Here is a 24,760-nt window from a genome sequence, read left to right on the forward strand (position 1 = left end):
TATTAATGTCTTTTTTGGGCTATATCTTCAGAAGGTGAGAACTTACCGATAATCCAGAAGCTGGAGCAGGTAACAAGCATAAGAATAGTGCTCATAGCCATTGCCTGACCGTAGTTCATGTCACCAGGTTGGCTGAGAAACCTGAAGATGGCAACAGGCATTGTCGGAGTGTGAGGACGGGTTAGAAATGCTGAAGCACCAAATTCCCCCATGCTGATTGAAAAGGCGAAAATGGCTCCCACGAGTATCGCACGTCTTATGAGAGGGAAATCGATGAGTCTCCAAATGGTAAAAGGGGATGCTCCCAGTAAACAGGCAGCCTCCCGTAAGTTATTTGGTATTTGTCTAAGGCTTGGTAACACGCAGCGAACAACAAAGGGGAATGCAACAAGAGTATGGGCAATAGGTACAATGATGAGTGTGTCTCGTAGGTTAAGTGGGGGTTGATTTAGTGTGATGATATACCCGAAACCCAGAGTTACAGCCGATGTTGCAAGAGGGAGCATAATAATGGCATCCCAGAGGTTGGTTCGGCGTTTTGAGCCGCCTGCAAGAAATACAGCTGAACTTATTCCTAAAAGTAGAGAAAAGACCATGGCCGTCAGGGCAAAACCAATGGAGTTTGCGACCGAAGAAATTGGTTCAACATAAAAAAGTGAATCCGATTCTCCTGAGAAAAGCTGTCTATAGTAGCTGAGGGTAAAACCATCTTCACCAAATAGAGAACTTATAACGAGTGCGCCCAGGGGAAGAATGAGTAAGGCCACCATAAAACCAATGTTACAACCAACGCCAAGTTTTTGGCAATTCGATTTTACATCACTAAGGGTGGCCTCGCTCGTGCCTGAGAAAAAGGAGACCTTAGCATGTTTACTGAGCCTTGCATGGAGCCACATCAGCAAAAAATTAAAACAGATCTGAATAAGCGATAGGGCTGCAGCCATGGGCAGGTTAAAGAGTTGTACCGCCTGCCTGTAAATTTCAACTTCTAGTGTTGCGTATCCCGGTCCACCGAGAATAAGCACAACTCCAAAACTGGTAAAACAGAAGATAAAGACAAGGAGGCTGGCAGACCCTATTGCAGGCAGGAGCAGGGGCAGGGTGATTTTGTAAAAAGCAGTCCACGGGGATGCTCCAAGCATCCTGGCAGCTGTTACTATACTCGGATCGAGTGAACTCCAGAAACTGGAAACAATACGTACGACCATTGTGTAGTTGTAAAATACGTGGGCGATGAGGAAAAAAGTAACAGTCTGTTCTATATCTATTGGAGCACTGTCGAGATTAAAGGTTGAGATAAGAACGTCATTGATGAGACCATTCTGCCCAAGCAGTGCCCTGAAAGCAGCAGCAGTAACAACCGTTGGCAGAACGAAGGGAACTGTCATAAGTGCTGTAAGGAGGTCTTTGCCGGGGAAACGGAATTTGGCAAAAACATAGGCACCTGGTATGGCTAGAACCAGTGTGATAACGGTTGAAAGTCCGGCCTGCCAGATTGTGAACCAGAGAATCTTGCCGTAGGTAGGAGTTGTGAATAATCTGCCTAACTTCTCTGTATCTAGTGGGAAAAAACTGTAGGTGATTATCTTAAGCAGCGGGTAACAGTAAAAGACGATTAAAAACAACATGGGCAGGGAGAACAGTAATAGCATGACAGGTTTTCTGGAAAATATCATGTCCCGTTCTCCCCTATTTGGATGAGCTTATCTTTATCTCAGTACTGCAGTTGTCCAGGCGTCGATCCAGCTGTCACGCATTGATTCAATTCGTGCAGGATCAACCATGGCAGGTTTTTCAGCGACCACCGCATGTTTTACAAAGACTTCTGGCAATTGAGCGTCTGCATTACTTGGAAATACAAACATTTTTAAGGGGATGTCTTCTTGTAAGGGGACACTTAACATAAAGTCGACGAATTTTTCAGCCAGAGTTACGTTTTTGCTTCCCTTTAAGATACCAACAAATTCAATCTGGCGAAAAGCTGATCCATCACTTACGACAGCTGCAGTTGGCGCTTCAGTCAGTGGTTTTTCGGAATAGTAGACAGCTGCAGGAGGGGAGCTTGCGTAGCTTACAACGATGGGACGATCTCCTTTTGAGGCGGCGGTGAAATGACCAAAGTAGGCATCTTCCCAGCCACCTGCAACGAGGACATCATTTGCCCGCATTTTTGTCCAGAAATCCAGATATTTTTCTTCGCCAAAATAACCGATGGTGGCAAGTAAAAATGCCATACCGGGGGAGGAAGTGGCGGGGTTCTCAACCACGGTGAGTCCTTTGTACTCAGGTTTAATAAGATCAGAAAGACCTGCAGGTGGGGCGAGTGCTTTTTCTCTAAACCAGGCCTTGTCGTAGTTAAGACATACATCACCATAGTCCACAGGAAGAAGACGATTTTCCTTGTCGAGTCTCAGGCTTTCCGGGATCTTGGCAAGAAGAGGGGAGTTGTATTGTTGAAAAATGTCTGCAGTGAGTGCCCGGGATAAAAAGCTGTTATCCACACCAAAAAACAGATCAGCAAGGGGGTTGTTTTTTGAAAGAATAGCCTGGATAAGAGCAGCCCCTGCATCCCCGGATTTTAAAAAGCGAACCTTCACGCCGTTTTCTTTTTCAAAGGTGGCAATGAGTTCTTTACTGACATCAAAACTGTCATGGGTCATTACGGTAAGGCTTTCTTCTGCCTGCACCGCAGGAGAGAACAAGAGGGTGATCGCTAATATCGCAATCCCAAAGCTGTGATATATATGATTCATTAAGATCTCCTGGGGTTAAAGTCGTCGCTTGTTGATTCGTTGGATGTGAATGCTTGCAAAATTAAAAAGCCGACTCCAGTTATGGAGGCGGCCTCATTCAGACAGATCCCTCCGCCGGCATTATCCGGATCAGGTTAAACGGTCGGGTTGTAACACCCCTCTCAGCCCAATGTATGAGGCTCCCGTATCAGAGTTACAACATAGGGTAAATAATGGACCATTGCAAGCAGGTTAAAAGGAAATGAAACAACTATCGGATGATGGTTATTTTTTCAGTACAACGACCGTCTCAATATGATGGGTTTGGGGAAACATATCAATGGGTTGTATTTTTTGTATTGTAAATCCTTTACTGGTGAGTTCTTTAAGGTCACGGCATAGGGTTGCCGGGTCACAGGAAATATAGACGAGTGTTTTCTTGCATAGCTTACTGAGCTGCTGTGCAAGCTCGGGTGCGCCTTGCCTGGGAGGGTCAATTATTACGCAGTCAAATGTAGCGCTTTCTGCAATGAGCTGATCGCAACCTTTGTGAACAGGTTGTTTGGTAAATATGGTGTTTGTTCTCCCTGCGGATGCGCTATTTTCTTTTGCACATCGAATCGATGCGCCCTGACCTTCGATACCATGGACACTGGCGGCAAGAGAGCTAAGCGGGATTGCAAAATTTCCCATGCCGCAATATAGATCGAGAACTGTGTCGCTGCTATTAAGAGCACAAAAGTCAATAACGGTTTCGATCATCCGCTTGTTTTGGGCCAGATTGACCTGGCAGAAGCCGCCGACCTCCCATCCAAGCTGTAATGACTCCTCTATACCCTGCAACTTTTGGTAGTGGAGGTTCAGCATCTTGTTTGATTCAGATGTCTCCGCTCCAACTGGACCAACCATGGGAAAATCCTCTCCCTTAAAAAAAATGCGGTCAATTGAAGAAATTTCACTACACATTTTCTGGGCTCGTTTACGGTCAGCGGGGCGAGGCTTTCTTTTGAAGTGGAAAATACAGGAGACTGCATCAGTTGTTGGGTTTTGCTGTAATTCAAGCTCGGTTGAGAGTTCAAGCAATTCCATAGCGGGCTCACTTTTTCGTAGAGCAGTGAGGCTTAAATTTATAGAAGGCTCTGCAAGAAGACACTTGTCAACTTCAACAATGTCATTGGAGCGAAAGCGGTTGAAGCCCAGGGTTTCATTATCCCCGACTTGCAATCTGATTCTTTGGCGATAGTTGAATGGAGACGGTGCAGGTATAACCTCTCGAACTGTATCTTTAAGTGCGCCTAGAGTAAGAACATCCTGGCGGAGAAGCAGATCGACCACAATGTCTCTTTTAAAAGTGGTTTGCGCATCGTAGTTGCAGTGTTGAAGGTTGCACCCCCCACAACGACCGTAGTATTGACATGGAGGGGTGATTCTGGCAGGGTGTTTGTTTTCTATTTGAGCGGCTTTGCCAAAAAGATAGTTTTTTTTAATTTCCTGAGTGGTTACAATTATATTTTCGCCGGGCAGGGAAAATTGTACCAGGACGACCTGTTTTGAAGGAAGGTGACCGAGGCCGAAACCGCCGTTGACGATTTTTTTTATGGTGACAGTTTCCTTGTGCATTTTTATCCGGTTTTGAGCTAATATTTGGTATTTTACTTTAAAAAATCCTGCAATACAAAACAGGAAATCTGAAGAGTACATTGAACTCAGGGGCTTAGAACAGCCACCCCAAAGTACGTTAAGAGAGATCTTTGTACTATTTATACTGGTTTATTTCCCCGTTTGTTGGGAATAGTCCATGTTTATAAAAAGAGGACGTTGCTGGAGCGACGATAAAACACGATTCTTGGAGTTTTTTAATACATCATCATTCTCTTGTCGAATTGTATTCGTCTTCCTTTTCAGTTTGTGGATGGTATCACCAGCTCATTCTAAGCCTGTTAAAGTAGAGGTCGAAGTAACCGGGGTGACAGCCTCACTCAAAGAAAATGTTCTAGCCTACCTTACCCTGTACCTGCAAAAAGATAACGAACGATTAAAAGAGAGTACTGTCAAAAGGTTGCATGCCAAAGCTTCCACCGATATTGCTTCAGCTCTTGCTCCTTTTGGCTATTATAATGCCACCGTAAAACCGAAGCTCACTAAAGATGATGCAGGATTTCATGCAAGTTACCTTATTGATAAAGGACCTGCCGTTCGCGTGAGTAGCGTCAATATCATGATAAATGGGGCTGGTCAGGAGAATAGGGTAATAGAAAAAGCGGTGGCAGCCTGGAAACTGCCTGTGGGTACGGTCCTTGATCAGGCAGTGTATGAACAGGAGAAAAAAAAGATCATAAATACGGCTATTAATGAAGGCTATCTTGATGTCGTTTTTGTAACAAAAGATCTGGTTGTAAACTCTACAACGAACAAGGCAATTATTTCACTCGTCGTAGATACAAAACAGCAGTACGTTTTTGGGGAGACAACCTGTAAGCAGGAGGTACTAAAACAGGATCTATTAAATAGATATTTACCCTACGCCAAGGGCGATCCTTATCAACCCTCTAAGATTTTTGAGTTGCAGGCTATTTTGTATAAAACCGATTTTTTTAAGAAGGTCATTGTGAGCGGCAAGATGGATGAGGCCGTTGATCATACGATTCCCATCGAAATTGACCTGGTAAGCCCCGAAAAACTCAATAAATACAATATTGGTGGTGGTTATGCTACAGACACCGGTGTTCGTGGAAAAATTGACTGGTCGAACCGGATATTTAATAATCGAGGCCATAAAATTAGCGCTTCGTTACTGGTTGCTGAACTTGAAAACAGCCTCTCCCTTGTTTATAAAATCCCCCGAAAAGATCCACGCTACGACACCTTGTTTCATTCTCTTGGTTATCAGGATTCCCAGTGGGATGACACTGATACAAGGTTGATAACTGCGGCTGTTTCTCAGGAACACGCCGGGCCAAGATTTAAGTTCTCAACGGGGCTGGAATTGCGTGACGAGGTGTATGACATAGGTGATACCAGTGGAGACTCTACACTCTTTTTGCCATCGCTTAATGCTGGTTATATCTTTGCCGATGATATTCTCAACACCAGGCAGGGCTTATCCACCTCCATGAATCTACTTGGAGCCTATAAGGGTGCTCTTTCCGATGCGAGTTTTCTCCAGGCGACAGTAAATGGGAAGGCAATTTACACTCCTTTTAAACAGTGGAAATTGATTGGCCGGGCATCTGTGGGGGCAACCCTGGTCGACTCCATTGACTCTCTCCCTCCGTCGCTTCGATATTATGCCGGTGGTGACGCTTCAATACGGGGTTATGCCTACAAGTCTCTTGGAACAGAAGATTCTTCCGGGACAGTTATCGGCGGCCGTTATCTCATCGTTGAATCTATTGAACTCGAGCATATCATTAACCAATATTGGAGCCTGGCCGCATTCTGGGATGGTGGAACAGCAACAGATGACCTGTCCCTTGATTTTTATCAGGGTGTTGGGGCTGGAATTCGTTTCAGGCTTCCTTTTGGTCAGATACGTTTTGATGTGGCCTCAGCAATAACCGAGGATGGAAACCCATTTCGCGTGCACCTGACAGTGGGAGGTGATCTGTGAAAAAATATCTTTTTGTACTGCTCATTGTTGCTGTTTTTCTTTTGCCCATTGGGGTGCTGTTAGGAACAGAGTGGGGTTTGCAGCGTGCTGTAACTGCGGCCAGCAGTCTGAGTAGTGGTGCAGTAACTGTTGATTCTGTTAAGGGGCGTATAGCTACAGGATATGATTTGGGCGGAATTACAATTGCGACAGCCGGAGCTGACATTGATATTGAAAACTTCCACTGGTCCTGGAAGCCGCTCGCACTGCTCAAAGGTACGTTGGATGTTGTTGCATGTAAAACAGAACAGGTTTCTGTCAATTTTAAGTCCACCACCGAAGAGCCGAAAGAGGACGGTGATTCTGCAGGATTACCCAACTTTGTTCCTCCTATACAGCTCATATTAAGGGAGTTTTCATTTCGGGATGTTAAACTTTTTGATAGTGATGGAACCCTGCTGTTTCAGATCGATACCTTTAATACTTCCTTAACCCTTGGGGCCGGTGGTCTTGTTGTTAACAGCTTTGGACTCGATGGACCTGAGATTGGTCTTCGTTTTCATGGTAATATCGCTTTAGATGGTGATCACAAACTGGATCTTATGGGTAACTGGCGCGTGGTTGGCTACGGTTTTCATCCTTCTAAGGGGACCTTTTCAGCAAAAGGACCGATAAACTCTCTGGGAGTAAATGTTGCCCTTAATGATCCGGGTAAAATTCAGGTTGTTGGAGTAATAGAAAATCTTCTTGATAACCCAACTTGGACTGCCGATCTTGATGCACAAAACATCAATCTGGAGACATGGATTCTCCACTGTCCTGAAATCATATTAGAAACAGTTCATGGTGATATGTCTGGTGACTTTGGCCATTATCGTGGCCTGGTCGTAGCTGATGGTTACTGGGGAGTGGCAGATAATCTACACCTTCAGAGTAACATTGATGGAAGTATATGGGGGATAGTCTTTGACTCTCTCAGGATTGACCGAAACGAGACTTCTGCTGTGGCCACCAATGCAAGTATCAGCTGGGAACAACTCTTTTCCTGGGAGGCCGATCTTGATTTTCAAAACTTTGTCTTCTCTATGTTTTTTCCCGAATTTGATGGCAGTGTGAGTTCTTCTTTTCACACTGTTGGAGATGTTACCGAAGAGGGGCTGGATGCGAGTTTTGCTCTCAATACAATGACGGGGCAATTTACCGACTATGTCTGGTCTGCAGCAGGAAATATTGGCCTTACTGATGAAAAAATATTTTCCAGTGATTTAGTGTTGAAAAGTGACTCTGTCGGGGGAGAGGCTGTCGTTCGGTATGTTGAACTTTCATGGTTTGATAAACTAAGCTGGGGCTCTGATATTGATTTCCATGACTTTGATCCCGGATTTATTCATAAAGAGATGGCTGGTAGAATTAATGGCCGGGTTAAGAGTTTTTTAGAGTGGCAAGAAGATGATCCCGCTGGTTCTCTTGAAATTTTGGGTCTGTCTGGGGACGTACGTGGTTCAGAATTATATGGTGGTGGAACTATTGCAATTGACGGACATGTATTGAGTTCCGATGGATTAGAGCTCCTGCTTGGTGACAGTCGGTTGTCTGTTTTAGGTACAGTTAATGATAATTTTGGTTTGGAATTTACCTTTGAATCCTCTGATCTTTCAAATATTGCAGCTCATTTAGCTGGGTCCTTAAGCCTTGATGGCCTTGTGACAGGGAGTAAAAAAGAGCCGAAGATCGATTTTCGTTTTAGTGGAAGTAACATTCAGACCGGTAACGAAAGAATAGGTGATATAGACGGCCATTTAGGGGCAAGTCTTGAGACTGATGGCTTTGTTGATGGAGCTATTATCGTTAAAAAGAGTTTAATTAATGGCTACGGTATAGACAAGTTAGAGGCCACTGCCTCTGGAACCTTACTTAACCATGAATTGCATACTGAAGTAGAGACCACTGAGGGAAATCTAAGGCTGGATATTATTGGTAAGTATCAGGAAGGTTGGTCAGGGACGTTTGCTGGCCTCAGTCTTGTGACTGACAAATATGGCAACTGGAACCAAGTAGATTCTGCAGCCCTTGAATTGTCCTCCCAGAACCAACTGTTAAAGGATTTTTGTCTCTCAACTACTATCTCAAATACTAGTGCAGGTGACAACGGTAAGGCCTGTCTTACTGCTGCACGTCATGGTGGTGAAGAGGGCAACTGGTCTCTTATCACAGAACTGAACAGTTTTGAGCTAAAATCTCTGACGGATATGGATTTTGGACTTCCACCCATCACCGGAATTGTTGAAGCGAAAATACAAGCTGAAGGAAATAGAGCTGGAGTAAACTCTGCCCAAGTATCAGTTACCATCCCTGAGTTAGACACTCTTTTACATGTGACAGATGCTGACTTTGTCTCTGTCCAACTAAGAGATTCTATTATAACAGCTGACCTGGTTGATCAAAACCTCGATCTCAATGTATTTTTCAGATCAAATAATGGTGGAACTCTTGGGCTAAAGGGTGCCATAACTAATATTGGTTTTTTTGACACGCCCTTAAGGGAGAACATAATCTCAGGGGAGTTGAACCTTAATAAATACTACCTTGCCTCCCTTGCAGCCTTTACAGGATACGGTATTGAGCCTACGGGCTGGGTCAGTAGTTCTATTAAATTATCCGGGAGTCTTGCACAACCTGAAATTTATGGCAAACTTGCAATCCGGGACGGTGGCTTAGAGCTGCCCTATCAGGGAATCAATCTTCAAAATGTAGTTGTGAGTGTGGACTCCAGAGAGTTTGGGGCCTTTGTACATGCAGAAGCAACCTCTGGAGGAGGTAAGCTCAACGCAGATGGTTATGTCAGTCACGGTGATGACGGCATTGAAACATCACTAAGACTAACCGGTGATAATTTCCTGCTAGTGAACCTGCCGGAGTATTCCTTTCGTGTGACCCCTGAAGCTGTTCTTAAAATTAATAAAAATCGCGGTCAAATTGATGGTCGGGTAGTCGTGCCGTCCGGTTTAATTGCTCCAGAGGAATTAAGTGGAGCGGTTAAGGTGAGTGACGATGTAATTTATCTTGGTGAGGAAAAGAATCATGAGAAAAAGGGGTATCCCTTTTACCTCGACCTTGATGTGCTATTAGGAGATGATGTTAACGTTGAAGGTTACGGTCTTGAGGGTCGACTCGGTGGTAAGCTTAATGTAAAAGTCACCCCAACCGATTTCATCACAGGCCGTGGTGAGTTGGATCTTATAGAGTCTACCTTTACTTTTTATGGCAGGACTCTTGATATTGAGCGGGGAAGAATGTTGTTCACAGGTGGGCCAATTGACAATCCGGGTGTAGATATACGAGCTCAAAAAATTGTCACAGCAGCAACTGCAATAGATGACGGGTATACTGTTGGTGTTGATATAAATGGTCTGGTGCAAGATCTGCAGTTTCATCTGTTTTCAGATCCATATAAGGACGACACTGAGATTCTCTCCCAGATGGTGGTGGGGCACTCCTTCGCCTCTTCCAATGAAGAGGAGGGGACGATGCTTCAGGCAGCAGCCATGACCCTGGGCTTTGGTGACAGTTCAAAGGTTATGAAGGGAATGAGAAATTTACTCCTCATTGACGATCTCCACCTTGAAGGCTCAGCCAGAGAAGAAGATGTTTCCCTTGTTGTGGGGAAACGTATCACAGATGATCTCTATATAGGCTATGATATGAATATGTTTAGTCAACTCGGACAATTCAGGGTCCGCTACGACCTGAGTCGTGGTTTTTTTGTTGAAACCCGGTCTTCTTCTGAATCAACCGGAGCGGATCTCATCTACACCTTCGAACGCTGAGACCATGATCGATTCCAATGGTAAACCATATTGACGCTGTGAAATGATTATGGGAAAAGATACACCTGTTAAAATTCTTGTGGTTGATGATGACCAGGTCCATAGATTTATGCTGGTTTCCATGCTGAATGAATGGGGCTGGGATTCTGCCCAGGCAGATGATGGCACCACCGCTGTTGCAGCGGTTGAAAAGTATAACTACGATGCTGTGCTGATGGATGTTCGTATGGCAAAGATGGATGGAATAGAAGCCTTTAGCAAAATACAGGCTATCCAGCCAAGCTTACCGGTCATTATCATGACGGCCTATTCAACTGTGGATGATGCGGTGGATGCTATTCAACATGGAGCCCACGACTACCTGACCAAACCCCTGGATTTTGAGCGTCTCCGTCTGGCTCTAATGCGGGCTGTTGATCATCACCAGGTTGCAGAGTTCAAGGAGAAGGCACAGACTGACGATTCACTCCTTGAGACCAGAATAATAGGGGAGAGTCCTCCGGTACTTGAGCTTCTTGAAATGGTGGGTTATGTGGCTCCAACAGAAGCGACAGTTCTGATTTATGGAGAGTCAGGTACTGGCAAAGAGCTTGTGGCCGAAGCCCTGCAAACTAATTCAGAGAGGAAGAATGGACCTTTTATTAAGGTGAATTGCGCAGCTTTTGCTGAGTCATTGCTCGAATCTGAGCTGTTTGGCCATGAAAAGGGTGCATTTACAGGTGCTGAGAAGCGCAAGGAAGGTAAATTTGTCCAGGCGGATGGCGGTACCCTGTTTCTTGATGAGATTGGGGAGACCTCCCAGGCAATGCAGGTAAAGCTTCTCAGAGTGTTGCAGGAACAGGAACTGCAACGGGTGGGAGGAGACGAAAATATCTCCATTGATGTCCGTATTATTGCCGCAACGAACAGGGATCTTGCAAAAGAGGTCGCTGAGGGCAGGTTTAGAGAGGATCTTTATTATCGACTTAATGTTGTAATGCTGACTGTCCCCCCTTTGAGGGATAGATCGTCTGATATAGATCTGCTTGTTAATCATTTTGCCCAAAAATTTGCGGAAAAAAACAGGCGGCAGCTTGATAAAATTACAAGGGAGTGCAAACAGTATCTCAACGCCTATTCATGGCCCGGTAATGTGAGAGAGCTTGAAAATGCAATTGAGCGCGGAATTATTCTTATGCGGGGCAGTGAACTCACAGAAAAGAGTTTACCTCTTACTATTCAAAAGAACGGGGAGGGTGCTGGTAATCAAAACAGTGTGGAGCCGACGTCACTTTTTGAAGCTGAAAAAATGCTCGTTATGAAAACACTGACAGAGACTGAAGGCAATAAAAGTGAGGCGGCAAGGCGTCTTGGGGTAACGAGAAAAACCCTGCAAAATAAACTTAATAGATATAACGAGTAATAAGAGTCGGTTTTCACTACTCATCCTCCAGTAATACAATTATCTTTTCTTATAGTAATTGTACTCTCTTCTTTTCCTCGAAGAACTCCCTGAATATCCACAGATATTTTCATGTTGTTCATTATTGATTTTCTGTCTCTTGACAAGGAATTTTCGGCTACTTATTGTTGGCTCAGGTTTGCAAATGGTCAGATGCACAGGTCCTGTTTTAAGGGACAATCGCGTTTGAAATACGAATTGGTGATTAATGGAGGAGTAGGTGAGCGAAGTAAAGATAAACGAAGAACTCCAGGACGATCCGGTAGCAGCAGATGTTACTACGGATGAAAATGTTGAAGAGACACAACAGGCAGCAGATGGTGATCAGGTGACTGAAGAGGCACCAAAGGGGCCTGAGCAGGAACTCGCTGAAGCCAGAGAGCAGATAGCTGACTTACAGGACAGGATGCTCAGAGCAGCAGCAGAGAATGAAAATTTCAAAAAACGTGTCGAGCGCGATCGTCTAGCCAGCTTGAAATATGCGGGAGAGGCAATTTTTAGAGAAATCCTTCCAACTGTGGATAATCTGGAACGTGCACTCGATCAGGGTGTGGTCGAAGGTGCGGATGCACAGAAAAATTTGGACGGACTAGTTGAAGGGGTTCAGCTGACGCTTAAAAGTCTTGTTGCTACCCTCGAAAAATTTGAAGTTAAAGCAATAAATAGTGTTGGCGAGCCTTTTGATCCAAAGCATCAGGAAGCACTCACCATGGATTCCCATGATACGATTCCTGAGAACCATGTTCTTACGGATTTTGAGAAAGGTTATTATTACAAGGACAGGCTCTTACGTGCAGCGAAAGTGGTTGTCTCTTCTGGTAAAAAAGAAGAATAACCTGCCGAAAGCACCTCGTGAAAAGGGTGCCAGATTACTTGACAAACCCATGAAGATGACAACCTTAAAGAGGTTGCCACTACCGCGGGTAGAGCAATAAAATACTTTGAGCAATGCTGTTTGGATATATAATCCACTGAGAAAGATTTAAGGAGAAAGAAAGATGGGTAAGATTATTGGAATTGACCTGGGTACAACCAATTCTTGTGTCGCAATTATGGAAGGGGGAGATCCCAAGGTTATTGCCAACGTTGAAGGAAACAGAACTACTCCTTCAGTTGTGGCGTTTACTGATAATGATGAGCGTTTGGTCGGTCAGGTTGCAAAGCGTCAGGCTGTAACCAATCCAACCCGTACATTATATGCAGTTAAAAGACTTATTGGACGTAAGTTTACCGATGCAGAGGTTCAGCGTTCTATAGACATCAGTCCATTTAAAATTGTGGAAGGTACCAATGGCAGTGTCTCTGTGGATGTTGCCGGCAAGGTCTATAGACCTGCTGAGATTTCCGCCATGATCCTCGCTAAAATGAAGCAGACCGCTGAGGAGTATTTAGGCGAAGAGGTAACTGACGCTGTTGTTACTGTTCCTGCTTATTTTAATGATTCCCAGCGTCAGGCAACCAAAGATGCTGGTAAGATTGCCGGACTCAACGTTCAGCGTATCATCAACGAGCCAACCGCTGCGTCTCTTGCCTACGGCCTTGACAAGAAAGGTGAAGAAAAGATTGCTGTTTTCGATCTTGGTGGTGGTACTTTTGATGTATCCATCCTCGAAATCGGTGATGGTGTTTTCGAAGTGAAGTCCACTAACGGTGACACCTTTCTCGGTGGTGAAGATTTCGATATGAGAATTGTTAACTGGCTCGCAGATGAGTTCAAGCGTGAGCAGGGGATCGATCTCAGAACCGATAAAATGGCTCTCCAGCGTCTGAAAGAAGAAGCTGAAAAAGCTAAGATGGAACTTTCCACCACGAAGGAAACTGATATTAATCTGCCATTTATCACCGCAGATGCTTCAGGACCCAAGCACCTCAACATTAAATTGAGTCGTGCCAATTTTGAAAACCTGGTTGGTGATCTTGTAGAACGAACTGTGGGACCATGTGTTACTGCTCTTAAAGATGCTGGTATCAGCGCTTCAGAGATTGACGAGGTTATACTCGTTGGTGGAATGAGTCGTATGCCTATGGTACAAGCGAAGGTTCAGGAAATCTTTGGTAAAGAGCCTCATAAGGGTGTGAATCCTGATGAAGTTGTAGCGATCGGTGCTGCAATTCAGGGTGGCGTTCTTCAGGGAGATGTTAAAGATGTACTTCTTCTTGATGTTACCCCTCTTTCTCTTGGTATTGAGACCCTTGGTAGCGTGACCACCAAGCTGATTGAGAAGAACACCACTGTTCCTACTAAGAAGAGTCAGATTTTCTCAACAGCGGCTGATAATCAGCCTGCGGTTTCTATTCACGTGCTCCAGGGTGAGCGTGAGATGAGTCAGGACAATAAGACCATTGGTCGTTTTGAACTCTCTGACATTCCACCTGCGCCACGTGGTGTACCACAGATTGAGGTTACCTTTGACCTTGATGCAAACGGTATTTTGGCTGTTTCTGCAAAAGATCTGGGAACTGGCAAAGAACAGTCAATCAGCATCACCGCATCGTCCGGGCTTACCCAGGATGAAATCGATCGCATGACCCAGGATGCTGAGCTGCACGCTGAAGAAGATAAGCGTCGCAAGGAATTGGTTGAAACCAAAAATTCCGCCGATGCACTGGTTCACGCCACTGAAAAGAGCCTGAAAGATCTTGGTGACAAGGTTGACGAAGAGACTAAGGCAAAGGTTCAGACCGAGATTGACAACGTCAATCAGGTAAAAGATGGTGAAGATGTTGATGCTATTAAGGCGGCGGTTGAGGCTCTCACACAGGCCTCCCACAAGCTTGCTGAGCTTATGTATGCTCAGGCAGCAAAGGAGAATCCTGATGGAGCGGATGCTGGTCCTGAAGCTGGAGCAAAACCAAAGAAAGACGATGATGACGACGTTGTAGACGCCGACTTCGAAGAGGTTAAGTAATCTAAATTACTATCCTGGTAAATAAGAAGTAAGACCGGGATACACGGACCTTAGTCGTTTTGAAGGGGAGTAGAGAAATTGATTTTCTCTACTCCCCTTTTTTTATGTAATGCGGTATTGTGACGATCTGCTTTTGAGCTAACAATCACTACGACAATAATTATTACTGAGCGAACCATGAAAATACTATCTGGAATACAGCCTTCAGGGCAATTACATATTGGCAACTACTTTGGTATGATGCAGACAATGATCTCAAACATGGAGACGTCTGAACTCTATGTTTTTATCGTTGACCTCCATGCTCTTACTTCAGTCCATGACGGGAAAAAACTTGCAACCGGAACCATTGAGGCTGCGGCTGATTTCCTGGCATTAGGACTTGATCCTGACAAATGTATATTCTGGGTACAGTCCGATGTGCCTGAGGTGTGCGAGTTGACCTGGGCCTTGTCGACCCTTGCACCCATGGGACTTATTGAACGTTGTCACTCCTATAAAGATAAGGTCGCAAAAGGAATTGCTGCGAGTCACGGTCTCTTTTCTTATCCCATTTTGATGGCAGCCGATATTTTGTTATATCAAGCCGATCAGGTTCCTGTGGGGAAGGATCAGAAACAGCACTTAGAGGTGGCGCGGGATTTGGCCATTAAGTTCAACAATCAGTATGGTGATACTTTTACTGTTCCAGAGCCTGCTATAAGTGAGACAACTGCCACGGTTCCAGGTCTTGATGGGCAAAAGATGTCTAAGTCCTACGGCAATACCATCCCTATTTTTATGGACGGCAAGCAGCTTAAAAAGAGAGTCATGGCCATTGAAACCGATGCCGCTCCTGTTGAGGATCCAAAAGATCCGGATAATTGCAACCTGTATCAGTTGATGAAGCTGTTTGCAACAAAAGAGCGAATGGAGGAGATTAACGGTCTCTATGTGAATGGTGGTGCGGCGTATGGCTACCTGAAACTTGAATTGCTGGATCTGCTCAATGATAAGTTTGGTGCAGCACGGGAAAAGAAAAAAGAGTATTTATCTGATCCTGAAATGGTGCGTCAGATATTGCAAAAGGGAAGCGATAAGGCCCGTGAAAAGGCGAGTGTTACCTTGGATCTTGTTCGTGAAAAGATAGGGTTAAAATATTAGGACTACAATACGAGTGCCTTACTCAGGAAAAGCTGTCATAATAAACAGGTAGCGCAGACTCCGAGAAATAGTCTCTGTCTCTTTTTTTAACCTCGTAACCTTAAAACCTTGTAACCTCATTTCCTTCAATCTCTTTTTGATGTGACCGTACCTGTGGGATAAAAAAAAAGCCACCCTGCCCAATGAGCAAGGTGGCTTTTAAAATGAAGATCGTATGAAGGCTTATTGAAAGTCTACCAGCTCCACATCAAAGATCATTGTTGCATTAGGTGGAATTGGTCCACGTCCGGACGGACCATAACCAAGATCTGATGGGATGATCAGAACACGCTTCTCACCTTTTTTCATACCAAGAATGGCTTCTTCCCAACCCTTGATGACCTGCCCCTGTCCCACTGGAAAGTCGATGGGCTGACCACGGTCATATGAGCTGTCAAACTTTTTACCATCTAGGAGTTTGCCGGTGTAGTGAACGGTTACTACAGCACCGGACTCAGGACTGTCACCTTCACCTTCTGCAACTACGACATATTTCAGTCCAGATGGAGTGACTATGGCATCTGGCCACTGTTTTTCAATAGCCTTCTGCTCTTCTTCCATGGCAGCAAGTTCTCTTTCACGCTTGTCTTTATCAAGATTAGCAAGCAGACTGTCAAAGGTCTCCTGGGTTGCTACAAAATTCTCAGCTTCTTCACCGACGCGGATGATCTCCACAGAGTTGAGAAGATCGTCACCTTCAATCTGGTTAACAACATCCATACCGGACACAACGTGACCAAATACGGAATGTTTGCCATCGAGCCATGGAGTTGGAACATGGGTGATGAAGAATTGACTGCCATTGGTTCCAGGACCTGCATTTGCCATGGAAAGTACACCAGGTTTTGCATGCTTGAGGCTTGGGTCAATCTCATCAGGAAAGGTGTAGCCAGGACCACCGGTACCGGTACCGAGAGGGCAGCCGCCCTGGATCATGAAATCAGGAATAACACGGTGGAATTTCAGACCATCATAGAACTTGTCGCCCTGAGCTTTTGCTCCGCCACCAAGATCCTTGGTTCCTTCAGCAAGTGCTACAAAGTTAGTAACTGTAAGAGGAGTCTTCTTATATTCAAGAAGACAGATTATTTCACCTTTTGCGGTGTCAAATTTGGCGTAAAGACCATCTTTGAGTTTTGTTTCAGCCATTCCAGATTCTCCAGATAAAAGTATACAAGATAAAATTAATACAAACAGCGTGCAGATTCTATACATCGATTCTCCTTTTGCAAAGGGGGAAATGAAAAATTCCATGGTATTGTACCCTTTTTTGTTGGGTAAACACCTGGTCTTATGAAAAAGATCGCATCAAACATAAACCCTAAACAGTCCTATGTCCATGGTCTGTTGTGGGAAAAGTTCATTTGGTCAGTGAAAAATTATGGATGGCCTTTTGGCATTTGCGGTATGGTTAGCTCAACTTTAAAAACCTGACGCTGTTTCTCTTTGTCTCCTCGTAGCACCTCTATCTCAAGGGTGTCACCGGCACTTGCATCTATCATGGCAATGCGAAGGTCCGCCATATCTTCTATTGTATCGTCGCCTAACCGAATAACAATATCACCAACCTTAAGGCCCGCATCACCTGCCTTCCCATGGGGACTGAGCTGGTCGATGGTGAGTCCTTTCATTGTGCTTCCTTCTGCAGGTTCCGTGAGAACGAGTCCGATTTTAGGAGAGGGAGGAAGCTCAAGATTATCGGCAAGGAAAAAATAGTCAGCCGTTTCAAGAATATTTGCAGGTGTGGTGCCATCGTATATATTGATGACACTTGCTTGAGCAGTGTCTATCCGGCTTGAGACCCTTGGAGGAATGCCAGAGTCTTTTCGGGTATGCTGGTTGCCAGCGATTACAATTACTCTGCGCTCAGGATTATTGTTAAGGTAAGAGACGATGTTAACAGCCATGGTCTCATCCCAAAGAGCCTGGGATTGAATAAAACCGCTGGAACCACCGCTAGCGTGTTTGCCGCTGACGTGTGCATTATGCACAACAGCTAAGCGTTCCTGGTAACCGGGCAGATCAAGGTTTCTATCAATCACAAGGTGAGCAGTAACGTCTTGGCTGAGCCCGTCGGTGTTGCCCGCGCGGAAAACATCAGAGACAATCTTACGGTCCAGGTTAATTCCCAGTACAGGTATATTCTTTTCTTTTGCAAAGTTTAGAGTATTTCGAAAGAGGCGATAATCATACCTCCAGACATTGAAATAATCAGACTCTTTGAGAAAGGTTTTTTCATCCATGGTCGAACCTGTTCTCGTGAATGCATCCAAACTCTTCTGGGAGGAACTGGGGAACATCTCCATGGCAATGGCTATTTGTGGGTCCTTTTGATAGAGTGCCTCAATCACGCGGAGTTGTAGTATGTGATCTGGGAGGGAGTTGTGGGTTTCCCCAAGGTAAATCACCCGTTTTGTGAGAAGTTCATCAATAATAGTGTCAAACCCTGATAGAGCACCAGTTGCACCCCCTGCAGGGAGCCGTTCCAGCTGGTACTTGATTCCATTTGCCGCGGTCGCGATGTCTTTTTCTACAGAGCCATCTGAATTGAACTCAAGATAAGAGTACCTGCCGTAGTGAGATAATCTTCTCGCAGCTGATGGGGAGGGTGATTTTCTCTTATCTGAAATAATCGCTGCCACAAAGCCCGGATGAAGTGGGTTTTTTCGAATATCCACTGTGAGGCTACCCTCTTTATGGGAAATGGAACCAAATATAGACCTGCACGGGAGTTGATTGGCACCTAAAAAGAGCAGGTTGTTATCAATAAGCATCTGGTTTGTCACTGAATCTGCCACTGCAACTGTCGGGTCATATTTTTTGAGTGAGTGTATAAAAGGGCTGTATTTTTGACGGTCAGCCTCGGATGCCAGGATGATAAGTTTCTTCTCTGCCCCTAGAAACTGTGACCACACAGGTACTACTTCTTCAGGAGCCAGTTGCCGCAGTAACGTATAGTCAGGATCGAGACTAAAGCGCAGGGGCATATCAGGAAGGCGAAGCGTTAAATTTTTGCTCGCTACGTCCAGTTGCTCATGGAAAACATAGGTGCCTGACATAGTTGTAACATGGATCGGGATCTGGAGCGGCACAACTGCATCAGCTGTTTGGCCCAGTGTAAAACTTAGTGTAATACCGCTTTTTGACTGGATTGATATGTCTGTGGCTGTAATTTGAGGTGGAGTTTTCATGGTCAGTCGGGTCTTGAAAAATGTTTGAAGATTTTTTCCAGATACAGTTTCAAAACTGGTTTGTATATCTCTCCATGAGGCGGATTGGCCACTGTTACTGGTGTAAAAATTACGAATGCCCCTAGAAAAAACTTCTTTACCGAGTAATTCTTGTAACTCATGGAATAAAAAGGCTCCACCATTGTAGCCAACTGATCTTTTTGCATCTGCAAGCGGTTGGTTGTGGCTTGCCGAACGAAAATCCGTAAGGGTAAATGGTTCTGTGTTACTGCCATGTACATAGCTGTGGTATTTAATGAGACTTGCTTTTCTATCTTCTGGTCCCTTACCTTCAGCTGCCCTGTAGGCATGGTCAGCTAAAAATGAAGTCAATCCCTCGCACCAGTTGCCGTATTCATAGTCCACTTCCACATCATTTCCAAACCATGAGTGAAGAATCTCATGACCAAGGGAACTGGATTTAATAAAGGGCAATCGGAGTACCATCTGGCCGATCAGAGTGAATGAAGGCATGCCGTAGCCGGTGGGGAGTCTGTTGGCCACAATGACATAGTGATTGTATGGAAAAGACCCCACCTCTTTTTCATATTTTCTAATATAGTCAGCCGCTGCCTCAAGATAGCCCTGTGTCAGATCCTTATCTTCATGAAAAAACATAGAATAGACAAAGAGGTCATCCCTGACCTTGATTTTCTGAGTCTCGTAGGGGCCTGCTATAAATGAAATATCTGTTGCGGGTTTACTCCAGGTTGATTGTACTGTGCCTGACTGAGCAGAGAGCGGAAAAGAGTCTGACTGGGTTATTGCTGTAAAACCTTCAGGCAGCTGAGCCGAGAGTTTAAATATATAAGGACCCGATGGATACGGGTACCAGCCATGGGTAAGGGAAATGCCCTGTTTATCAATGAGACTACTATAGTCGTTACTAACATCTCTTATGTAGGAGAGATAGAGGGTCCTCGCGCTCGGTTCTGCTGTAAACCCAAGAACATTTGACCTGTCATCGAGTATGTTTTCAGCACCGTTTGCATGCTGCACGAATGCTCCTGTGATCGTAAGCCCAGCAAGAGAAAGCGATAGATCGTTATGGGCAGGGATAATAATTTTTGCAGTACCCGTTAAACGATTGTGCTCTATGTCAAAACTTATTGCGAGTTCATAAAGGGGGGAGTCTTTATCTGTGGCATATGCTGTTCCGTGGTGGGTGAACAAGATAAGAATAGAGAGACAGGAGATAAAACACGTATTAAAGAGATATGACATTTGACTTTTCCACTATCTGGTGAATATGTTGAGGAGCTCATAGTACAGTTATTGAGCCGGCTTATGATAGAGTCGTCCTGCAAAAACTCGTATATTGCTCATAAAATAAGTGCGATAGAATTGTTTTGCTTAAAAAAACTTATCTCAGAAGAAAAGATATGCTGAACCTGGTACCTAATTAATATGGATTCAATTAAACTTGTCGGTATAAATGGACGTTATACTCACTCCTGTCTTGCCCTCTTTTACCTGCGAAATGAACTGGAAGTACACTACCAGAACTGTCGTACAGAAATAGTGCAACTAACCATAAACGACAACTATTTTGAGTCTCTTCTACGTTTGAGTTCCGGTGACCCCAAATGTATATTTTTTTCCGCTGCAATCTGGAACAGCGAGCTTGTGGAAAAGCTCACGAGGGATCTTGCTGTCTGTCTGCCAAATTGTCGCGTTATTATCGGCGGCCCCCAGGCATCAGTTATAGAGCGTCAGCTTGATACGCTAAACTGTAGTGTGGTGCTCGGTGCAATTGAAGCTGTAGGGGAGCAGTTCTATACGGACCTCATTGCTGGTAAACCTGCAAAGAAGTATGAGGCAGACTATTTTAAAAGTGCAGACCGTACCTTCAGTTATCCCTATAAGGATGAGGACTTTAGTAGTCATCTGGACAATCGACATATCTATTATGAGAGCTCACGCGGCTGTATGTTTGGTTGTAGTTACTGTCTCTCATCAGTGGAAAAGGGTGTGTATCACAAGCCGCTTGATCTTGTAAAAAAAGAGTTGAGAGAAATACTCTCCCATAGTCCTAAGGTCGTGCGTTTTATCGATAGAACTTTCAATGATCTCTCTGGTCGGGCTCTTGCCATATGGGAATTTCTTATTGCTGAGGGGGGGGAGACCCTGTTTCATTTTGAAATGGCACCGGATAGATTTACGCCTGAGATGTTTGAGTTTCTAGAAGGAATAGGCAGGGGGAGGTTTCAGTTTGAAATTGGTATCCAGTCAACCCATCCAGCAACCCTTGCAGCAGTGAACAGAAGTGTTGATGCAACGATTGTCCATCAAACAATAGAAAAACTCGCTCAACTTGGAACCATTCATCTGCATGTGGACCTGATTCTTGGTCTTCCCTATGAGACGGCAGAAACGTTTGCAAACTCTTTTAGGGAGGTGTTTGCTATGGGGGCAAACTATATCCAAATGGGTTTATTAAAGATTTTGCCAGACACACCCCTCTGTTATAGTGCCCTCGAGTATACGTATAAGCACAGTCTAATCCCCCCATATTCAGTTCTAGAAAATCGCTGGATGGACCATGGAACGATTCAGGAACTCTACTGGTTCTCTGAATGTGTGGAAAAATTCATGAACAATCGGTACTTTGTGTTGTTGTGGGACTATTTTCGCAGCAACAATGAAGATATAGTTATCTTTTTTAAATCTTTGTTGAGCTTATGTAAGGCCACGCATTTCTTCTCTTTTGCTGCAACCCATGAACTGATGTGTGAAAAATTGATTATTTTGCTGGGGGGGCGTGCTGACAGCAGTCTTATTAAAGAACTACTCAGGGTTGACTGGCTGCGCTGTAATCATCGTTTTCTTCCCCCTTGTCTTGTTCCTGATGGTAACAGTGAGCAGCCGCTGGATACAAAACAGTCATTAATGGAACGTTTACCGGATGAGCTCGAGGGTTTTTTTACACGGAAAACCCGAAATAAATTTTTTAGGAAAGGGTATTTTCTACGTATTTCGGAAAAAACTGCGGTAGAAATGGGTATAACAATAAATTCTGACCAACCTGTGCTCTGTTTTTTAACAGACCGCGACAGTTCAATACATGGTTACAGTAAAATACTGGTTTTATGATGTAAAAGAAGATTGTTGTGAAAAGTGTTGACCTCTTAGTCCGTCTGTATATAGTTATCATCTGTTTCTATATTTTCCACCGTAAACTTGTCGAGCAATCAATCGAAAATGCAATAAGGAGAATTCCATGTCGTCCTATAAAATTAAGAAGATAAATAATATTGCAGAAGAAGGTCTAAAACTATTTACAGATAAATTTACGGTTTCCGCAGAAGAGACCGATCCAGAGGGTATTATTCTGCGTAGTTCACAATTAAATGTTGATGATTATGATTCCCTACTTGCAGTGGCAAGGGCTGGTGCAGGAACAAACAACATCAACGTAGATCGTGCTACGGAATGTGGAATTTGTGTATTTAACACCCCCGGAGCGAACGCTAATGCGGTTGTCGATCTCGTTTTTCCAATGCTTGGTGTATGGAAGAGAAATATCTATAAGGGTATTGATTTTTGTAAAGGATTAGCAGCAATGGATCCTGATAAGGTCAGTGATGAGGTTGAAGCCAGGAAGGCGGCCTTTAAAGGTGAGGAAATCCAGGGGAAAACCCTTGCTGTGGTAGGACTTGGTCAGATAGGTGTACGTCTTGCCAATGGTGGTATTCACAGGCATATGAAGGTAAATGGTTTTGATCCGGCACCGGCATTATCAAATATTCATCAGCTGTCTCCTGAGGTGCGTGTCTGTAGAAACCTTGATGATGCAGTAGGAAATGCTGATGTGGTTAGTCTGCATTTACCACTTATTGAACGAACCAGAGGACTGGTTGATGCTGAGTTTATTAGCCGGATGAAAAAAGGTGCGGTTCTGGTCAACTACTCCCGCGAACCTATTGTAAATGAAGAGGCTGTGGTTGAAGCCCTTGATAATGGGCATCTTGAAGCCTATCTATGTGATTTCCCGACCCCGGCTCTCGTTCGTCATGAGAAGGTTTTGGCAACACCCCACCTGGGTGCCTCTACCTCTGAATCTGAAGAGAATTGCTCAACCATGGCGGTGAAAGAAATTTCCAATTATCTGAAATACGGTAATGTGCTCCATAGTGTTAACTTTCCCAATATTGAGTCTACCCCAAGTGATAATGTCCGCTGCAGACTTATTGTAATAAATAAGGACGTGCCTGGTATGATCGCATTTGTGTCTAATATATTTGGTGATAATAATGTGAATATCGCCAGCTATCTTAATCAGTCAAATGGCACAGTGGGGTATAATATTATTGACGTGGAAGATTTGATTCCTGATTCAGTTGTAAAAAGTATTGAGGAAAACAAGGATGTTATACGGACGAGGGTTATCTGTTTTATTAAGTAAGCCATTTGCAAAAATGCCTATTCGCTAATATTTTCGTTCTGTTCAAAATTTTATCCTCGGAATATAAAGATATGCCTGTGGTTAAAGTTTTGCACAAGTCTCAATCTTGAATGAAAATTTTATTTTTGCAAAAGGCTCAAGCAAAAGTAAAAATTAGGGGTAGTTAAAAAAATTAGCCTTATATCTTACTGTTTTTGTGGGTAAGAAATGAAGAAGTGATCTTAAAGGTCTTGTGGAGTATAAAATATTGTACTATTTTGCAATGTTTGAAAAGGTAAGTATGTTGTGTAACTATCTGTAAATATGTATTTATCGCGGGTCGTTGGGGTTTTGGCACACATGATGCATTAAGTATTATGCTTTATCTCTTCTCTCTTTTCTCCTGGAAAAACCGGACCTCATACGAGGCCCGGTTTTTCTCTTTTGAACGACTTCAAAGTAAAAAATAGTTTGTTATGGATCAATTAAGACACAATGTCTATCTTTCGTCGTGCACAGAATATTACGCTCGGAAAATATCGATGATTGTGGACGGTTTTGCCGCAGGGCTTGATCACTTTAAGCAGTTGCATGGTTCAACTGTGCTGTTAAAGCCAAATCTTATCAGTTCCCGTGGGTCTGCCTTATCCTGCAGTCATCCTCAGTTTATTGAGGGGGTTGCACTCTGGTTTAAGGAGCAGGGTGCAAGGGTTAAAGTTGGTGATTCTCCTGCCTTTGGTACCGCGCGGAGCGTATGCCAGGCGAGAAAGATAACCGGGCCACTTGAAAAAATTGGTGTGGATATCGTCAATTTCAAAAGGCCGATTGAGAAGAAACTATCCTGTAACAGAAGTGTTACTATTGCTGCTGAGTCACTTGAGTGCGATTATTTTGTGGGTTTGCCCCGCATTAAGGCCCATAATCAAATGTATGTGACCTTAGCTGTGAAGAATATCTTTGGCATAGTTAAGGGAGTAAATAAGGCTCTGCTGCATATGAGTTGTGACAATAGCCATCAAAATTTTTCTGAAATAATTCTAGGCCTTGTTGAGCTATTACCTCGTCAGTTTCATTTGATCGATGGAATTGAGGTTATGTCGGGATCAGGGCCATTAGATGGTTACCCTCTTGCCGTTGGATGTGTTGGTGGCGCGGCGTCTCCTGTGGCCCTTGATACAGCAATTGCTGATCTCTTGCAGCTTGATCCCCGGAACATTCCCCTTAATAGAGTTGCTAAAGAGATGGGGCTCACGGGTTCTGAGATGTCTACTATAGATTTTCCACTCTCTCTGACGTCTGATTTCAGAGGGGCGGGTTTTGTTCCTCCTGCGGGTTTGAATCCTGTTCGGTTTAACCCCTTCAGATTTATCTCAGGAATGTGTAAACGCTTGGGCTTGAAACTCCGCAGTTGATAGGCCTGGTATGAAATTGTATGTAAAACTTTGTTGTATGACAGTATATTGATT

General features: G+C 44.2%; 14 protein-coding genes and 1 riboswitch. Of the genes, 9 read left to right on the forward strand and 5 right to left on the reverse strand.

What is annotated here, in order from left to right; translation table 11 throughout:
• Window positions 1–2 precede the first annotated feature (2 nt).
• The 3 genes from ACX6CI_RS04365 to rlmD form a co-directional block, all read right to left on the reverse strand.
• Window positions 3–1,676, reverse strand: a complete 1,674-nt coding sequence (locus ACX6CI_RS04365) for an ABC transporter permease (protein ID WP_458776953.1) — start codon at window positions 1,674–1,676, stop codon at window positions 3–5.
• Window positions 1,677–1,709: 33 nt separating this feature from the next.
• Window positions 1,710–2,753 carry a thiamine ABC transporter substrate-binding protein gene (locus ACX6CI_RS04370; RefSeq protein WP_458776954.1) on the reverse strand — a complete coding sequence of 348 codons (1,044 nt, stop codon included), beginning with the start codon at window positions 2,751–2,753 and terminating at the stop codon, window positions 1,710–1,712.
• A 90-nt stretch (window positions 2,754–2,843) separates the two neighbouring features.
• A riboswitch (TPP riboswitch) is annotated at window positions 2,844–2,949 on the reverse strand.
• Window positions 2,950–3,017: 68 nt separating this feature from the next.
• Complete coding sequence (gene rlmD, locus ACX6CI_RS04375; protein ID WP_458776955.1) at window positions 3,018–4,352, reverse strand: 23S rRNA (uracil(1939)-C(5))-methyltransferase RlmD; 1,335 nt, start codon at window positions 4,350–4,352, stop codon at window positions 3,018–3,020.
• A 292-nt stretch (window positions 4,353–4,644) separates the two neighbouring features.
• Here rlmD and ACX6CI_RS04380 point away from each other — a divergent pair, with 292 nt between their 5' ends.
• The 6 genes from ACX6CI_RS04380 (at window position 4,645) to trpS (ending at window position 15,641) form a co-directional block, all read left to right on the forward strand.
• The gene (locus tag ACX6CI_RS04380; RefSeq protein WP_458776956.1) at window positions 4,645–6,342 is read left to right on the forward strand and encodes an autotransporter assembly complex protein TamA; all 1,698 of its coding nucleotides are present in this window, start codon (window positions 4,645–4,647) and stop codon (window positions 6,340–6,342) included.
• Entirely contained in the window at window positions 6,339–10,148 is a 3,810-nt protein-coding gene (locus tag ACX6CI_RS04385; protein WP_458776957.1) for a translocation/assembly module TamB domain-containing protein, read from the forward strand. The genes ACX6CI_RS04380 and ACX6CI_RS04385 overlap by 4 nt, the downstream gene beginning before the upstream one ends.
• Window positions 10,149–10,197: 49 nt before the next feature.
• Window positions 10,198–11,550 (forward strand): sigma-54-dependent transcriptional regulator, encoded by a 1,353-nt coding sequence (locus ACX6CI_RS04390; protein WP_458776958.1) that lies wholly within the window; start codon window positions 10,198–10,200, stop codon window positions 11,548–11,550.
• 259 nt (window positions 11,551–11,809) lie between these two features.
• A complete protein-coding gene (locus ACX6CI_RS04395; RefSeq protein ID WP_458776959.1) occupies window positions 11,810–12,424 on the forward strand; it encodes a nucleotide exchange factor GrpE in 615 nt (204 codons plus the stop codon).
• 163 nt (window positions 12,425–12,587) lie between these two features.
• Complete coding sequence (dnaK, locus tag ACX6CI_RS04400; protein ID WP_458776960.1) at window positions 12,588–14,498, forward strand: molecular chaperone DnaK; 1,911 nt, start codon at window positions 12,588–12,590, stop codon at window positions 14,496–14,498.
• A gap of 177 nt (window positions 14,499–14,675) precedes the next feature.
• Window positions 14,676–15,641: a tryptophan--tRNA ligase gene (gene trpS / locus ACX6CI_RS04405; protein WP_458776961.1), complete on the forward strand. Its 966-nt coding sequence runs from the start codon at window positions 14,676–14,678 to the stop codon at window positions 15,639–15,641.
• Between the two features lie 222 nt (window positions 15,642–15,863).
• Here trpS and ACX6CI_RS04410 read toward each other — a convergent pair whose 3' ends face one another.
• Window positions 15,864–16,829, reverse strand: a complete 966-nt coding sequence (locus tag ACX6CI_RS04410; RefSeq protein ID WP_458776962.1) for a peptidylprolyl isomerase — start codon at window positions 16,827–16,829, stop codon at window positions 15,864–15,866.
• A gap of 230 nt (window positions 16,830–17,059) precedes the next feature.
• The gene (locus tag ACX6CI_RS04415) at window positions 17,060–20,134 is read right to left on the reverse strand and encodes a ChaN family lipoprotein (protein ID WP_458776963.1); all 3,075 of its coding nucleotides are present in this window, start codon (window positions 20,132–20,134) and stop codon (window positions 17,060–17,062) included.
• Window positions 20,135–20,317: 183 nt separating this feature from the next.
• Between ACX6CI_RS04415 and ACX6CI_RS04420 the strand changes: the two genes are divergently transcribed.
• From ACX6CI_RS04420 to ACX6CI_RS04430, 3 genes are all read left to right on the forward strand, one after another.
• Window positions 20,318–22,003 carry a B12-binding domain-containing radical SAM protein gene (locus ACX6CI_RS04420; RefSeq protein ID WP_458776964.1) on the forward strand — a complete coding sequence of 562 codons (1,686 nt, stop codon included), beginning with the start codon at window positions 20,318–20,320 and terminating at the stop codon, window positions 22,001–22,003.
• Between the two features lie 127 nt (window positions 22,004–22,130).
• Complete coding sequence (locus tag ACX6CI_RS04425) at window positions 22,131–23,315, forward strand: phosphoglycerate dehydrogenase (RefSeq protein WP_458776965.1); 1,185 nt, start codon at window positions 22,131–22,133, stop codon at window positions 23,313–23,315.
• A gap of 455 nt (window positions 23,316–23,770) precedes the next feature.
• Entirely contained in the window at window positions 23,771–24,706 is a 936-nt protein-coding gene (locus ACX6CI_RS04430; protein WP_458776966.1) for a DUF362 domain-containing protein, read from the forward strand.
• Window positions 24,707–24,760: the final 54 nt, after the last annotated feature.

Source organism: Desulforhopalus glucosivorans (assembly GCF_054397165.1).